Raw genomic sequence first — 16034 nt, forward strand, 5'->3', positions numbered from 1 at the left:
GTCTTTTATTCGTTTTTCATAATGCTTGCCGGATTGATGTTGGCAGCCTTGCTGATTTGCCTAATAATAGTCAACAAGGAGATGGCAGTTGTTATGGCTACTGCTACGGCAAACAAGTCGAATGTCAAAGGGGCTTTGTGGGCAAAATCCTGCAAATAGAGGGTAATGGCAATCCATGACAAGGGTATGGATAGCAAAGTGGCGACTCCCATGACCGAGAGATACTTTTTAATGAGTAAGGGGTAAATATCCTTTGCTTGCGCACCGTTCACTTTGCGTAAACCTATCTCACGGTAACGTTGCCGAATATCGAACAAGGATATTGACAATAATCCCAATGAAGAGATGAAAATGGCTATTCCGGCAAAGAGCGTATAAATGTTCACCACTTGACGGTCTTCACGATACATCTTTTGGAGTTCATCTTCTATCAGCGTATATTCAAAGTCGGTTCTTCCCGTAGATTCTTCGTATAAGCGGCGCAGGAAATCAATGACTTTGGCTTTATTCTCGTGCTTATACGAGGCTGTAACAGTATAAATTCCGCCTATGCTTGCATCGTGATAATAGATGACAATCGGTTGGATGGATTGTGAAAGGTGCCGAACATTGAAATCCTTTATGACCCCTACTATCTCGCAAGGTGGATTGTAGAAATCCGGTAAGCTGCTTGAGGCGTAGTGTGGTTCTTCAGGTTGCAGCTTGTCTTTGGTGATGTCTTTTATTCCATAGACTCTTTTAGCGGTTTCGTTGATAATTACCTTGAAACTGTTTTTGGTGAACGCTTCATCTATGGAGTCGTTCCATAGGCGCCCCTCTACAAGTTGAAAATCGTATATTGCCATGGAGTGGGTCGTTAAATGTGCAGATAATGCCGGATGGAAACCGTTTTCGGCTCTGTTGAGCGCAAAACTGTCAAAACGGAAGTCGGTGAACAGCAAGTCGTTTCCTCTGCTCCAATGCTCAAACAGAGTGCTTTCACTCATTCGTTTATTGACCAAAGCATTACTTATATATTGTCTTTTTCCTTCATCCAATCCCTCCTCTTTAGTTGTTTTATATAAGCCCAATTTATCGACATACATCCGGCAAGTTATCACATCGTGCGAGCGGAAACCGAGGTCGGCGCAGAGCATATACTCCAACTGCCGTACAAAGAATAGAGAAACGGTTATTATAAAGATGGTTACGACATATTGAAAACACAGTAATATCATGCGTGACCGTGTGGAAAAGCGTGAAGATGCCAGCTCGCGTATGGAGTTGACGGGTCTGCTACATGTGTATTTCAAGAACGGATAAACAGTAGTCAGCAATGGCAATCCTAAAAGTACGATGGCAGAGACCTTCCGGTCAAAGCCGGAGTCTGTTGTGGTAGGTATATAAAGTTCATGGAAAAAGAAAAACCTGGTTATTTCTATTAAAGCCCAGCAAAGGAGTAATGCCAGTCCCGTCAATAAGATGTTCTCGGCATATATTTGCAGGAAAATGTCTGTCCTGCCTGCACCGAACACTTTTTTCACCCCAAACTCTCTTGACCGCTTGGACATGATGACAGTGTAGATGTTGATGAAGTTCAGCAGCCCTATGATACCTACCAGGAAGGCTACTACCATCAATACCCGGACATAGCTTTGGTTGCCATATTGATAGTTCTTGTTTTCTTTTCCGTGGTCTTTATCGTAATATAAATCTTTCAAAGGCAAATACTGATAGCGTACTGTCTCATAAGTGCTCCATTTGCTGCGGGGGTGTTCTTTTGAATACTTTTTATTCAGCAGTGCAATGTCTGTATCCGGTGCCATCAGCATGGCGTATATAGGGTCGAAAAAAAGGAATTCGTCCAGTTCATCCGACATAAATATATCCGGCATCCATGATGTCTTGGTATCGGGGTCGTCCACCACTCCTATAATAGTGAATTTATTCCCTTTTGTGTTTTTGAAAGTAGCGCCTATGGCATTCTTCCCTCCCAGCTTCTTCTTCCAAAAAGAACGGGTGATGACAACATCCCTCGGGCGGACTATTCTTCCGCTTCCGGCAATCACCCTATATGGAAAGATTTTGAAGAAGGTGCTGTCTACAGAAAAAGTGTTCGCTGCAATTTCTTGTTCACCGAACAGAACGGGCATATCCGATATTTGATAAATCACCGTAAATTGTTCTACGTCAGGATCCTTTTCCAATCCCGACCGGTAGCCTCCCAAGAAGTTCTCACCACTGCTGGTAGAGGTTTTTATCAGGCAAATGCGTTTATATTCGGGAAAGCATTGGTTCACTGTATTTTCTTGGTGGATATATCGGGCTACGGTGAGTACGCAAGCCAAACTGCACGCCAGTCCCAATACATTGATAAGGGTGTATGCTTTGAATTTCAGCAATGCATTGATGGCTAAGATTATTTGTCTCATAGTGCGTAGTTTTATTTCATTATCAATTCTTCCGCCTCGCCAAAGGTATCATATCCCGTTGTAATTACCCAATCTCCGGGCTGCAAACCTTCCGTAATCTCGTATTGTTGCGGATTTTGGCGACCGATGCCAAGCGGCACGCGCACGGCTTTTGTCTTTGCGGCGTTCAGTTTGTAAATCCATTGTCCTCCGGTACTCTGGTAGAAGTTGCCGCGCGGAATGACGAGCGCCTCCTCCGGCTGGCCGAGTTCTATCTGTACCCGGAAGCTTTTGCCTACACGTACGTTGTCGGGCATGTCACCGGTGAAGACGAGGTCTACGTCGAACGTGCGGTCTTTGACTTCGGGAACCACTTTCGTGATGCGCAACGGGTATTTTCTTCCCTGATAATTGATGGTGGCAGGCAATCCGGTGATAATGCGGTCGATGTAGTATTCGCTCAGGGAAGTATGCACTTTATATTGGTCCAGCACCTTGATTTCCGCAATGCTTTCACCGGAAGCGACCTGCTGTCCCGGAGTCACCTTGACAAAACTGAGCTGGCCGGCGACGGGAGCTTTCACCACCAGGTTGCCGAGCCGTTCGCAGGCGCGTTCATACTTCTTCCGTTCCCGTTCGCGGTCGTTCCTGATGAGGTCTTTGCGGATGACGGTGACGGCAGAGTCATGACGGAGGCTTTCCCTTTGAAGATGGGCATTTTTCACTTTATAGTTGTATTCGTCCTCGGAAACTTCGAGCTGCGCCTTGCTCTTGATGCCCATGCGGTACTCCTCCTTGTCAAGGGCAAAACTCTTGCGCAGGCGGTTGAGGTCATAATCGGTCTGCAGGGCTTGTTGTTGCAGGTTCAGGCTTTTCTGCTCCATTTCAATTTCTTTTTCGCGGTAGGTGATAAGCTGCTTTTCCCAGTCGTCGCGCTGGTCTTCGATACTGCGCAGCAGGTCGGGGTTTTCCATGACGAGGATGGTATCTCCTTGCCGGAGCAGGCTCCCCTCCTCTCCTATGATGCGTTCCACGCTTCCGGCTTCACGTGCATTGACCTTGATGGTAAGGATGGGCTGAATCACTCCCTCCACATCTACATATTCCATAAATTTGCCGTTCTTGACTTCGGCTATCTGTATGTTGTCTTGCTCGATACGCAGTTTGCTGGGACCCAGCGAAAGGGTGACTACATAAATCAGGAAGGCAAGGAAGGCAACGCCTCCCGCCAGATAGTAGCGGTAACGGATGTACCAGGGTTTCTTTTCAAGTTTTATATCCATAATGCAATATTTTATATACTCTTTTTTTACTTTTCAGATACCCCCTTCAGAAGTACTTCTGAATAAGGGTTCCGAGTTTTACTAAAACTTTACCGGAGATTTAGTAAATCGTCACCGGAGTTTTAGTAAATCTCCGGCCAGCTTTTACTAAAACTATTCCACGATTCTATTACTGTATAGATTCTTCATTAGTAACCCTTTCCAAGTCTTCTGCCAGTGGCCTCTCTTTTTCAAAGTCATATAGCGTGATGCTTCTCAGTGCATAGTACAAACTCCAATAGTTGTACAAAGCCGTTATATAGCTTCTCCGGGCCGTATCTTTTTCCGTGATGGATACATTGAGGTCGAGTACCGAGGACTTGCCGAGCAGATAGAGTTTTCGGGCTACTTCGGCGCGTCGTTGGGCTGTATGGTCCGTGCGGGCGGCTATGTTTACCCGTTGCGCCTGCAGGTTGAATTGCTTTACGAGTTTCCGTACGTTCAAGTCGAAATCCGTCTTGTCTTGCTCTACCTGCGTGTAGACAAGGTCTCGGTTGGAACGGGCCACGCGTACTTGTCCCCTTCCGCGCCCCCAGTCCAGGATTGGGAGGGTAATGCCCAAGCTGACGTACTGCTGGTCCAGTGGATTCCGGTAGGCATCTTTCAGCTTGTCGGCAGTTTGTGTCAAGCCGAAGCGCAGGTAGATGTCTGCCTTCAGTCCGGCATTGGCCTTGGCGCGCGACACGGCACTCTCGCTTTCCACCTTGCGGCGTAGCATGTTCTGTATCTCCGGACTGTTTTCGTTGGCAAGCATCAGCGCGGCATCCAGGTCGATGTGCAGGTCGGGCACGCGGTTGTCTATTCTCACCTTTATAAGGAGGTCTTCTTGGATGCCGAGGTAGGAACGGAGTTCCTGCATGCAGTTTTCCACTTCGATGCGGGCATTCATGCAGTTGGTTTCTTCGGTCAGTTTGTTGAGTTCGAGCTGCAACATTTCGTTTTCGCTGATGGTGCCGATGTTATATCGTCCTTGCGCATATATATACAAGGTGTCGGCATTGGCGTAGTTGGCGTTGGCTATTTCGTAGTTGCTTTGTGCTTTGGCCAGGTTGAAGAACTTCTCTGTGGCATTGGCGGCAACAAGTTCAAGGGTTTCTACGTAGGTTTTCTTGGCTTCGCGATAACGGATAGGTTCGATGCGCCGGTCCCACTTCAGGCTGTTGTAGCCAAACAAGGACTGGCTGTATCCGATGTTGACGGGTGAAGTCTGCCAGGAATAGGTGTCACTGCTGAAAAGGTCGAGGCGCTGCGCAGCCGTTTCAATGAAAAAGGTTCCTCCGGTCCACGGCACGTTTTGTGTCAGGCTCAGTGTCAGGTCAGTGCTCAGCAGGTTCTGCTCTATGAACTTGACGTTGCCATCGCTTTGGGTCACCTTGTTGATAGCACGGTCCAGATAGGGATTGGAAGTAAGCTTGAGCGTCGGCAGGTAGTTGGCACAGTAGTATTTGTAGTTCCAATAAGCGGAACGGAAGCTATGGCGGGCATTTTGGGCGTCGGGCGACTGCTGGCGGGCCTGCTCGATGGTTTCTTCCAAAGTCAGCTCCAGCGTGTGCTCTTGAGCAACGGCACTCGACGTCAGACTGAATGTAATAAGCAATAAAAATATATTCCGGTGCATAGTTGTTTTCTTTACTCTATAAAGTTCAAATTCTATGCCATAAGTATAAGTTGTTGTATTATAAGTGTTTGTTGTGGTTCGAAGCTTTCCAAACGTGTGCAGTTGCGCACAAAAATAGTGCGATAATGCACGCACAACACATGGATATTATACTTATCTTTGCCCGTACAAGAGATGTGGGATTGTGTAGGCCTTGCCTGCACGAAAAGAAAACAGATATGGAGCAGTTTGGTAAAATATTGATTGTAGATGATAACGAGGATGTGCTTTTTGCACTGAACCTTCTTCTCGAACCCTACGCCGAGAAGATAAAGGTGGCAGTGACTCCCGACCGCATCGAGCATTTTATGACCACTTTCCGTCCGGACATTATTCTGCTGGATATGAATTTCAGCCGTGATGCCATCAGTGGTCAGGAAGGTTTCGACAGCTTGAAGCAGATTCTGAGTATCGACCCGCAAGCAGTGGTCATCTTCATGACTGCCTACGCGGATACGGACAAGGCAGTGCGTGCCATCAAAGCGGGGGCTACGGATTTCATTCCCAAGCCGTGGGAGAAGGAAAAATTGTTGGCGACCCTTTCTTCGGGCATGAAGCTGCGTCGTTCGCGGACCGAGATAAATCTGCTGAAGGAGCAGGTGGAAGTTCTGAGCAATGCCACAGCGGGAGGCTCCGAAGAGGTTATTATCGGTGATTCTCTTGTCATGCAGCAAGTCTTCTCTACAGTGGAGAAGTTGCGCGATACGGATGCCAACATACTTATATTGGGTGAGAATGGAACCGGAAAGGATGTGATTGCCCGCCTGCTGTACCGCAATTCTCCCCGCTATGGAAAGCCGTTTGTCACGATAGACCTCGGCAGTATTCCCGAACAGTTGTTCGAAAGCGAGTTGTTCGGCTACGAGAAAGGCGCCTTCACCGATGCACGGAAAGCGAAAGCTGGACGTATGGAAGTGGCAACCGGCGGTACGCTTTTTCTGGACGAGATAGGTAACCTTTCCCTGCCCATGCAGACCAAATTGCTGACTGCCATCGAAAAGCGTTGTATCAGTCGTTTGGGAAGTACGCAGGCTACGCCCATTGATGTGCGGCTCATCTGCGCCACCAATGCAGACATCCGTCGGCTGGTGGACGAAGGAGACTTCCGCCAAGACCTGCTGTATCGCATCAACACCATCGAGTTGCATATTCCACCTCTGCGGGAACGCGGAAACGACATCCTCCTGCTGGCAGAGTATTTCCTGCAACGGTATGCCCGCAAATATCAGAAAGAGATGCGCGGGCTGACCCGGGAGGCGAAAAACAAGTTGTTGAAATATGCCTGGCCGGGTAATGTACGTGAGTTGCAGCATACAGTGGAACGTGCTGTCATATTGGGAGACGGTTCTCTGCTTCGTCCGGAGAACTTTATGTTCCAAGCTTCTGTTTCCCGTCAGAAGAAGGAAGAAGAAGTCCTCAACTTGGAGCAATTGGAACGGCAGGCTGTGGAACGTGCCATGCGGCTCAGTGAAGGAAATGTGACCCGTGCCGCCGAATACTTGGGCATTACTCGCTTCGCCTTGTACCGGAAACTTGAAAAACTGGGCTTATGAAACGATATTCATTGATTGTGGCACTGCACATCATCGGCATAGCCTTCCTTTCGGTCGGCGTTTATCTGCTGGTGGATGCCGGACTGTGGTTCAGTGCACTGATGGCTTTTTTGATATTGCTGGCGATTGCCGTTCATCTGTACCGCCTGCAGATGATGCAGGTGCGCATGATGCGCCATCTGGCAGAGAGCCTGCGCTATGACGACATGATGCTGTCATTCCGTTCTCCCTACAAGAACCGGTCTATGGAGGATATGGTGGACGAGCTTTCCGAAGCGATGAGGAATTTCCGTACCCGCGTGCTGGAACGCAATGAGATGGAAGCGTGGCAAAAGCTGATACGTGTGCTGACGCACGAAATAATGAATTCAATCACTCCCATCATCTCCCTCTCCGAAACCTTGAGCGAGCGGGAAATGTCGGAAAAGAACTATCCCGTCATGCGGCAGGGAATGCAGACTATCCACCGCCGTAGTAAGGGGTTGTTGGAGTTTGTGGAGAATTACCGGAAGCTGACAAGACTTCCCGCCCCCGTCCGTCGTCCGGTTGCCGTCCGCGAGCTGTTGCAGGATTTGCAGAAGCTGTTTTCGGAAGAGTATATCCGGATAGAGCTTCCGGAGACCGACCGCATACTCCAGATAGACCGGACACAGATAGAACAAGTACTGATTAATCTGATTAAAAATGCCAAAGAGGCATGTAGCAGGAAAGAGCATCCCCGGATAGAAGTGAAGATGCTACCCGCCCTCTCGTGGCAATGCCTAATCACTGTCAGTGACAATGGTGAAGGCATTCTGCCGGAAGTGCAAGATAAGATTTTTGTACCGTTCTTCACCACCAAGCCTTCCGGTTCGGGCATCGGGCTCAGTTTATGTAAACAAGTGATGAACCGGCATGGAGGGAATATCACGGTGCAGTCTACTGTGGGAAAAGGGAGTTGCTTTACGCTGCTATTTGGATAAGTGGGAAAGAGGGTATATACAAAAATAAGCTACTGAAAAATCAGTAGCTTATTAATTTCTGTCGGGGTAGCGGGATTCGAACCCACGACCCCCTGCTCCCAAAGCAGGTGCGCTAACCGGACTGCGCTACACCCCGAATACTTTACTTCTGAAAAGCGAGTGCAAAGGTAAAAACAATTCTGATACCAACCAAACATTTAGGCAAGTTTTATGCAATTAAAATTACATTTTCAGATAGAAATCTTTCGTTAAAGCTACATATTCAGGGGTAAACTCATTGTGATTCACCTCAATACAGAGTTTCTCTTCTCTACACTCTTTTGCTTCAAAACCAAAGTTCAGCAATACCCGTCTGCACGGTTTTCCGGGCTTGGTGAAGACTTGCACACGATGCAATGGAAACAACTTATGGTTCCAAGCTGTATCCACAACCGTTTTTTCAGCTTCCGCTGGAATAATGATGCTTACGACTCCTTGCTCTTCAAGCAAAGATGCCGAACGATGAAACAGTAAATCGTAATTCAAATTGCCCGCATGCCGTGCTGTGCACCTTTGTTCGTCAGGACATTTCAACGCATCTATAAAATAGGGAGGATTGGAAACGATGAGGTCAAATCTGTTTTCCGGCTGATAATCTCGGAAATCATGACATATGATCTCTACTCTATCGGCCCATGGAGAGTGAGATACATTTTCTGTGGCTTGTCCGGCTGCAGCCGCATCTATCTCGATTGCAGTAATCCGGGCATGCGGATTCCTTTGCGCTAACTGTAAGGCTATTAATCCGGTACCGGTTCCAACGTCCAGTATACGCTTTGCTTTGTCTGCCGGGGCCCATGCCCCAAGTAGTACACCATCTGTGCCGACCTTCATGGCGCATTTATCATGAAATATGGTAAATTGTTTAAACTTAAAAGATGATTTTGGCATGTTTATCTTCTTTAATTGGGCTCAAAAATAATCAAAGCCTGCATATTTGTCATAAAATTGGCACTGTTTTTGTCTTTTTAAAGGGTGAAGAACGTTTATTTATGAAGAAATAGCTTAACTTTGCAGGCGCTTTATTGGCCTGCCAATATGACATAAACTAAAAAGAAAGAAATGAAGAAAAGAAATTACCTGAGTGATGTCGAAGATAGAAGCGGAAACGCTTTCTCTGTAATTGCTGATTTTGAGGGGAATGAAGAACAATTGATGGACATTGAGGTAGAAGAGGTTTTACCGATATTGCCTCTCCGAAATATGGTATTGTTCCCTGGGGTGTTTATGCCGGTATCTGTAGGAAGAAAATCTTCCCTCAAATTGGTGCGTGAAGCAGAAAAGAAAAATTCTTATATAGCTGTTGTATGCCAAAAGGTGGCTGAAACAGAGACACCTCTGTTTGAGGATTTACATACCATCGGTACAGTTGCCAAGATAGTACGTGTGCTTGAAATGCCAGACCAGACAACTACAGTCATTCTGCAAGGCTCCAAACGTATGGAACTGAAGGAGATTACGGATACGACTCCTTATCTGAAGGGACGGATAGCTACGCTGAATGAAGAACTTCCGGAGAAGAATGACAAGGAATTCCATGCATTGGTAGAGGCGTGTAAAGACTTGACAGTACGCTACATCAAGTCATCCGATATGTTTCCGCAGGATTCGGCATTTGCCATCAAGAACATTACCAATCCAATGTTTTTGGTAGACTTTATCTGTACGAACCTGCCACTCAAGAAAGACGAAAAGATAGAACTGCTCCGTATCGACTCTTTGCGGGCGCGTACCTACCGCCTGCTTGAGATTCTGAATCGTGAAGTGCAGCTTGCCGAAATCAAAGAGTCTATCCAGATGCGTGCACGTGAGGATATAGACCAGCAGCAGCGTGAGTATTTCCTGCAGCAGCAGATTAAAACCATTCAGGATGAGCTGGGTGGCGGCGGTCAAGAGCAGGAAATAGAGGAGATGCGTAAGAAGGCGGAGACCATCAAATGGAATGATGAGGTGAAGGCTACGTTCCTGAAAGAGGTGGATAAGTTGGAACGTACCCATCCCCAGTCTCCCGACTATAGCGTGCAGCTGAACTATCTGCAGACGATGCTTAGTTTACCGTGGGGCATTTATACGACGGATAATCTGAGCCTTGTCAATGCAGAAAAGACACTGAACAAAGACCATTATGGTTTGGAGAAGGTGAAGGAACGCATTCTGGAACATCTTGCTGTATTAAAGCTGAAGGGCGATATGAAGTCCCCCATCATCTGTCTGTATGGCCCTCCGGGTGTGGGAAAAACCTCTTTGGGGCGTTCCATTGCTGCCGCCTTGAAGCGTAAGTATATCCGTATGTCGCTGGGAGGCGTGCATGATGAAGCTGAGATTCGCGGTCATCGTAAAACCTATATCGGTGCCATGCCGGGACGGATTATCAAGAATCTGATAAAGGCAGGCTCCTCCAATCCGGTATTTATTCTGGATGAAATAGACAAGGTGAGTGCCGACCGCCAGGGAGACCCCTCCTCTGCCCTCCTCGAAGTGCTCGACCCGGAACAGAATACTACATTCCATGATAACTTTCTGGATGTGGACTATGATTTGTCCAAAGTGATGTTCATCGCTACTGCCAATAATCTGAATACCATCCCCGGACCGTTGCTGGACCGTATGGAGCTGATTGAGGTAAGCGGCTATATCACGGAAGAAAAGATTGAGATTGCCCGCCGCCATCTGGTTCCGAAGGAATTGGAGGCAAACGGTATGAAAAAGAATGATATCAAGATTCCGAAGAACACACTGGAAGCCATTATAGAGAATTATACCCGTGAGAGCGGCGTGCGCGAACTGGAAAAGAAAATCGGAAAGATACTCCGTAAATCTGCACGCCAATATGCTACGGACGGTTATTTTGCGAAGACCGAAATAAAACCGGGAGACTTGTATGAATTCCTGGGTGCACCCGAATATACCCGGGACAAGTATCAGGGTAATGAGTATGCAGGGGTGGTGACCGGTCTGGCGTGGACTGCCGTAGGTGGTGAAATACTTTTCGTGGAAACCAGCCTGAGCCGTGGCAAGGGTGGACGTTTGACATTGACCGGCAATTTGGGTGATGTAATGAAAGAGTCGGCCATGCTGGCATTGGAATACATCAAGGCGCATGCCTCCCTGCTGAATCTTGACGAAGAGATTTTTGACAACTGGAACATCCATGTCCATGTGCCCGAAGGCGCCATTCCGAAAGACGGTCCGTCTGCCGGTATCACGATGGCTACCTCCCTCGCTTCTGCCCTCACCCAGAAAAAGGTGAAGGCCAATCTTGCCATGACGGGAGAGATAACACTTCGCGGTAAGGTACTTCCGGTAGGAGGCATCAAGGAGAAGATACTGGCTGCCAAGCGTGCCGGTATCAAGGAGATTATCTTGAGTGACGAGAACCGCAAGAATATAGAAGAGATACAGGATATATATCTGAAAGGACTGACTTTCCACTATGTGAAAGATATTAAGGAAGTGTTTGCCATTGCGCTGACTGATGAAAAAGTAGCCGATGCCATCGACTTGTCCGTAAAGAAAGAAAAGACCGAAAAGAAAGAGGAATGACATTCGAGTTACAATATACAGACAGCAAGACCAATGCACGTGCCGGACTGATTACTACTGACCACGGGCAGATTGAGACACCTATCTTTATGCCGGTAGGTACAGTGGGAACAGTGAAAGGCGTGCATCTGCCCGAGCTGAAAGAGGACATAAAGGCGCAGATAATATTGGGTAATACCTATCATCTTTATCTGCGTCCGGGACTGGAAGTGATAGAGAAAGCCGGTGGACTGCATAAGTTCAACGGCTTTGACCGTCCTATGCTGACAGACAGCGGCGGTTTCCAGGTATTCTCGTTGTCCGGTATCCGCAAGTTGCGCGAAGAAGGTGCGGAATTCCGTTCACACATCGATGGTAGCAAGCATATCTTTACGCCGGAGAAGGTGATGGATATAGAACGGACTATCGGTGCAGACATCATGATGGCCTTTGATGAATGTCCTCCGGGGGATTCGGACTACGAATATGCCAAAAAATCACTGGGATTGACACATCGCTGGCTGGACCGTTGTATCAAGCGTTTCAACGAAACAGAACCTAAGTACGGTTATCAGCAATCCTTATTTCCCATTGTGCAGGGGTGCGTCTATCGCGACCTCCGCGAGCAGTCGGCAGAGTTTGTTGCCTCTAAAGGTGCTGACGGTAATGCCATTGGCGGTCTGGCTGTGGGCGAGCCTGTAGACAAGATGTACGAGATGATTGAGCTGGTGAACGGTATTCTTCCCAAAGACAAGCCTCGCTATCTGATGGGAGTCGGGACCCCGGTAAACATTCTAGAGGGCATTGAACGCGGTGTCGATATGTTCGACTGTGTGATGCCTACCCGCAACGGACGCAACGGCATGTTGTTTACCAAGGACGGCATCATGAACATGCGCAACAAAAAATGGGAAATGGATTTCTCTCCCATTGAAGCAGACGGTGCCTCCTACGTAGATACCATGTACAGCAAGGCATACTTGCGCCATCTGTTCCATGCACAAGAGCTGCTTGCCATGCAGATAGCATCTATCCACAACTTGGCTTTCTATCTGTGGCTGGCAGGCGAGGCACGTAAGCATATCATTGCAGGCGACTTTGCTACCTGGAAACCGATGATGGTGAAACGCGTATCGACAAGATTATGAGAAAAATGAACTGGAGGATATGGAAGAATATAAAGCTGCCGAGAGGTAAATTCCTGAAGCGGCTGGACTGGTACATCATTAAGAAGTTCCTGGGTACATATGTCTTTGCCATCGCATTGATTATCTCCATTGCGGTGGTGTTCGACTTCAACGAGAAGATGGACCGCTTCATGTCTCATGAAGCGCCGTGGAATGCTATTGTCTTTGATTATTATCTGAACTTCATCCCCTACTTTGCCAACTTGTTCAGTCCGCTGTTCGTGTTTATCGCCGTAATCTTCTTTACTTCCAAACTGGCGGAGAACTCGGAAATTATTGCCATGTTCTCTACGGGAATGAGCTTCAAGCGTATGTTGCGTCCTTACATGGTGTCTGCAGCAATCATTGCGGTAGTAACATTCTGCCTCGGGTCCTATGTCATTCCCAAAGGCAGTGTGACACGTATCAATTTTGAGGACAAGTACTACAAACCCCGTAAGGCGAATACGGCACGGAACATCCAGCTGGAAGTGGATTCGGGGGTAATTGCCTATATCGAACGTTTTGAAGACTACAGCAAGACCGGTTATCGCTTTTCTTTGGACAAGTTCAATGACAAGCAACTGGTCTCCCACCTTACGGCCCGTTCCATTACCTACGACACGACGGCCGTGCATAAGTGGAAAATCAAGGATTATATGATTCGCCAGATGGATGGCATGAAGGAGAGTATCACGAAGGGTGACCGCATAGACACTACCCTTTTTATGGAGCCTGCCGACTTCCTGATTATGAAGAACCAGCAGGAGATGTTGACCAGCCCTCAACTGAGCGAGTACATCAGCAGGCAGCGGCAACGCGGCTTTGCCAACATTAAGGAATTTGAGATTGAGTACCACAAACGCATTGCCATGTCGTTTGCCTCCTTTATCCTGACACTGATTGGAGTGTCTTTGTCTTCCAAGAAAACGAAAGGCGGAATGGGATTGCATTTGGGTATCGGCTTGGCATTGAGTTTCTCTTATATTCTATTTCAGACCATTGCTTCCACATTTGCGGTGAACGGCAACATGCCTCCGGTCATCGCTGTATGGATACCGAATATAATGTATGCCTTCATCGCATTCTATCTATATAGGAAAGCGCCGAAATAAGCATTCTAAACCTCTACTTCAGCTTGCTCAAGTTGAGGTTTGGCGTACTAAAGCAGAGGTTTAGGATGTTTGTCTCTGGAAGCCCATTAAAATAAGAAGCCCCTCCCACTCTTGCGTTGTACAAGTGCGGGAGGGGCTTTTTGTTGTATTCATTTTCCTCTTTTGTTCTGTTCCCTTTTTTGCCGGAAAGAGATGTCGGTTTCTAGGGAACACCCTCACTTTCGTCTTACAGGTTCTTTAAGTTGCTGTTGTATGCACCGGGCATCAGCAAGCTTAATTCAAGTAAGCGGAAAGTTCTGCAGCAGAGATGTTTTTGGCAATAATTACACCATTATCATCCAGTAAATAGTTAGTGAATCCGCGGCCCAAGCGATACTTCTTAAAGAGGCCGGAATATTCGCCTTTAGTTTCCACGAAACAAGTGGGCGTAACTATTTGGTCCTTACGGATGGTTTCTTCAAAGATTGACTGATACTCATCGAATGAAACTGAAACCATCTTCACATTGTTGCGGGCAGTAGAGCGAAGCGCATTGCTCAAACTTGCGTTCTGCATCCGGGACTGCGCGTCGTAACTTGCCCAAAAACTGAGCAACACATACTTTCCTTTCAAGTCTGAAAGTTCGGTTTGGGATTGCTCTGCCGACATGGTTTGGATTTTGAAATCCGGGGCCATGTCACCCACATTCAAACCTCCGGTAGGTTTGTCTTTTTCTACAAAAGAAGTCAAGGAACTTATTAGTAATACAACAAAAATCCATTTTGCATATTTCATGCGGCACGGTTTTGGTTAATACTATCCGGGACTGTCCTTCAACAGTGATTTCTTCCCGGAACATCGTCTTGTCAAAGCCTTGAATAGTGATAAAGATGCTGATAATCAAAGCTTTTAATTCTGAAATCGGGTGCAAAGGTAAGTAATTCCTAAACAAACTTCCAAATAAACAAGCATTTTTCTCACTTTTTAGGGGCATATTTTTATGTTATTTAGCATAAATAGCGGGAATTTTCCTTACTTTTGTAGCCTATTATTCTATCAAAAAGATGACTTATGCAACCATTGAACACTGAACTCATCCTGATACGTATTACGGGTGAAGACCGTCCGGGACTGACAGCTTCCGTGACGGAAATTCTGGCGAAATATGATGCTACCATTCTGGATATTGGCCAGGCAGATATTCACAATACTCTTTCATTGGGCATTTTGTGCAAGACGGAAGAACAACACTCGGGGTTCATTATGAAGGAACTGCTTTTCAAGGCTTCCTCCCTGGGCGTGACTGTCCGTTTCTACCCCATTACTACCAAAGAGTACGAGGATTGGGTGAATATGCAGGGAAAGAACCGCTATATTCTTACTTTATTGGGGCGTAAGTTGTCTGCCCGTCAAATATCTGCCGTTACCCGTATTCTTGCAGAGCAAGGCATGAATATCGATGCCATCAAGCGCCTTACAGGACGTATCCCGCTGGACGAATGCGAATCGCGTACACGCGCCTGCATCGAATTTTCCGTTCGTGGCACTCCGAAAGACCGTATTGCCATGCAAGAACAGTTAATGAAACTGGCAACCGAACTGGAAATGGATTTCTCTTTCCAGTTGGACAATATGTACCGCCGGATGCGCCGCCTCATTTGCTTCGATATGGACTCTACGCTGATTGAAACGGAAGTGATTGATGAATTGGCCATACGTGCAGGTGTGGGCGACCAGGTGAAGGCCATTACCGAACGTGCCATGCGTGGTGAGATAGATTTCATCGAGAGCTTTCGCGAACGAGTGGCTTTGTTGAAAGGATTGGATGAGTCCGTGATGCAGGAGATTGCAGAGAATCTTCCCATTACGGAAGGTGTGGATCGCCTGATGTATGTTTTGAAGAAATACGGTTACAAGATAGCTATTCTTTCGGGAGGGTTTACCTACTTCGGGCAGTACCTCCAGAAGAAGTACGGTATAGACTATGTGTATGCCAACGAGCTGGAAATAGAGGATGGCAAACTGACCGGCCGCTATCTCGGTGATGTAGTCGACGGTAAGCGTAAGGCGGAGTTGCTGCGTTTGATAGCTCAGGTGGAGAAAGTGGATATTGCGCAGACTATTGCTGTGGGCGACGGTGCCAACGACCTGCCCATGCTGGGAATTGCCGGCCTTGGAATCGCTTTCCATGCAAAGCCCAAAGTAGTTGCCAATGCCAAGCAATCCATCAATACCATCGGCTTAGATGGCGTACTTTACTTTCTGGGATTTAAGGATTCATACATTGATATTCCCCGTTGAAGGCAGATGCTTGAAACAAATTTGCAAG

The 16034-nt window shown here is 47.2% G+C and carries 11 protein-coding genes and 1 tRNA gene; 6 read left to right on the forward strand and 6 right to left on the reverse strand.

Features of this window, described 5'->3' with window-relative positions; genetic code table 11:
• Nucleotides 1-5: 5 nt before the first annotated feature.
• The 3 genes from DWX62_RS11075 to DWX62_RS11085 all read right to left on the reverse strand — a co-directional run bounded on the left by DWX62_RS11075 (nucleotide 6) and on the right by DWX62_RS11085 (nucleotide 5330).
• A complete protein-coding gene (locus DWX62_RS11075) occupies nucleotides 6-2411 on the reverse strand; it encodes an FtsX-like permease family protein (protein WP_120172832.1) in 2406 nt (801 codons plus the stop codon).
• Between the two features lie 11 nt (nucleotides 2412-2422).
• Nucleotides 2423-3673 carry an HlyD family efflux transporter periplasmic adaptor subunit gene (locus DWX62_RS11080; protein WP_005837154.1) on the reverse strand — a complete coding sequence of 417 codons (1251 nt, stop codon included), beginning with the start codon at nucleotides 3671-3673 and terminating at the stop codon, nucleotides 2423-2425.
• Nucleotides 3674-3842: 169 nt separating this feature from the next.
• The gene (locus tag DWX62_RS11085) at nucleotides 3843-5330 is read right to left on the reverse strand and encodes a TolC family protein (protein ID WP_120172833.1); all 1488 of its coding nucleotides are present in this window, start codon (nucleotides 5328-5330) and stop codon (nucleotides 3843-3845) included.
• A 218-nt stretch (nucleotides 5331-5548) separates the two neighbouring features.
• Here DWX62_RS11085 and DWX62_RS11090 point away from each other — a divergent pair, with 218 nt between their 5' ends.
• On the forward strand, nucleotides 5549-6922 hold the full coding sequence (locus DWX62_RS11090; RefSeq protein ID WP_120172841.1) for a sigma-54 dependent transcriptional regulator: 1374 nt from the start codon (nucleotides 5549-5551) through the stop codon (nucleotides 6920-6922).
• Entirely contained in the window at nucleotides 6919-7884 is a 966-nt protein-coding gene (locus DWX62_RS11095; RefSeq protein ID WP_057281063.1) for a HAMP domain-containing sensor histidine kinase, read from the forward strand. Before DWX62_RS11090 ends, DWX62_RS11095 begins: the two co-directional genes overlap by 4 nt.
• Before the next feature lie 61 nt (nucleotides 7885-7945).
• On the opposite strand, the gene DWX62_RS11100 is transcribed toward DWX62_RS11095, so the two are convergent.
• Nucleotides 7946-8020, reverse strand: a tRNA-Pro gene (locus tag DWX62_RS11100).
• 86 nt (nucleotides 8021-8106) lie between these two features.
• Nucleotides 8107-8814, reverse strand: coding sequence for a methyltransferase (locus DWX62_RS11105; RefSeq protein WP_022402423.1), 708 nt, complete (start codon nucleotides 8812-8814; stop codon nucleotides 8107-8109).
• A 171-nt stretch (nucleotides 8815-8985) separates the two neighbouring features.
• Between DWX62_RS11105 and lon the strand changes: the two genes are divergently transcribed.
• Genes lon through DWX62_RS11120 form a run of 3 tightly spaced genes read left to right on the forward strand, consistent with a single transcriptional unit; the run spans nucleotide 8986 to nucleotide 13726 of the window.
• Nucleotides 8986-11466, forward strand: coding sequence for an endopeptidase La (lon, locus tag DWX62_RS11110; RefSeq protein ID WP_005825468.1), 2481 nt, complete (start codon nucleotides 8986-8988; stop codon nucleotides 11464-11466).
• Complete coding sequence (tgt, locus tag DWX62_RS11115; RefSeq protein WP_005825470.1) at nucleotides 11463-12593, forward strand: tRNA guanosine(34) transglycosylase Tgt; 1131 nt, start codon at nucleotides 11463-11465, stop codon at nucleotides 12591-12593. The genes lon and tgt overlap by 4 nt, the downstream gene beginning before the upstream one ends.
• The gene (locus tag DWX62_RS11120) at nucleotides 12590-13726 is read left to right on the forward strand and encodes an LptF/LptG family permease (RefSeq protein ID WP_009038416.1); all 1137 of its coding nucleotides are present in this window, start codon (nucleotides 12590-12592) and stop codon (nucleotides 13724-13726) included. Before tgt ends, DWX62_RS11120 begins: the two co-directional genes overlap by 4 nt.
• Before the next feature lie 273 nt (nucleotides 13727-13999).
• Here the strand turns inward: DWX62_RS11120 and DWX62_RS11125 are convergent, their stop codons facing one another.
• Nucleotides 14000-14500, reverse strand: coding sequence for a thioredoxin-like domain-containing protein (locus DWX62_RS11125; RefSeq protein WP_005825473.1), 501 nt, complete (start codon nucleotides 14498-14500; stop codon nucleotides 14000-14002).
• Nucleotides 14501-14776: 276 nt separating this feature from the next.
• Between DWX62_RS11125 and serB the strand changes: the two genes are divergently transcribed.
• The gene (serB, locus tag DWX62_RS11135; protein ID WP_005837143.1) at nucleotides 14777-16006 is read left to right on the forward strand and encodes a phosphoserine phosphatase SerB; all 1230 of its coding nucleotides are present in this window, start codon (nucleotides 14777-14779) and stop codon (nucleotides 16004-16006) included.
• Nucleotides 16007-16034: the final 28 nt, after the last annotated feature.

Origin of the sequence: Bacteroides sp. AF20-13LB, from assembly GCF_003603065.1 — a bacterium.
In the GTDB taxonomy this organism is placed as follows: domain Bacteria; phylum Bacteroidota; class Bacteroidia; order Bacteroidales; family Bacteroidaceae; genus Bacteroides; species Bacteroides uniformis.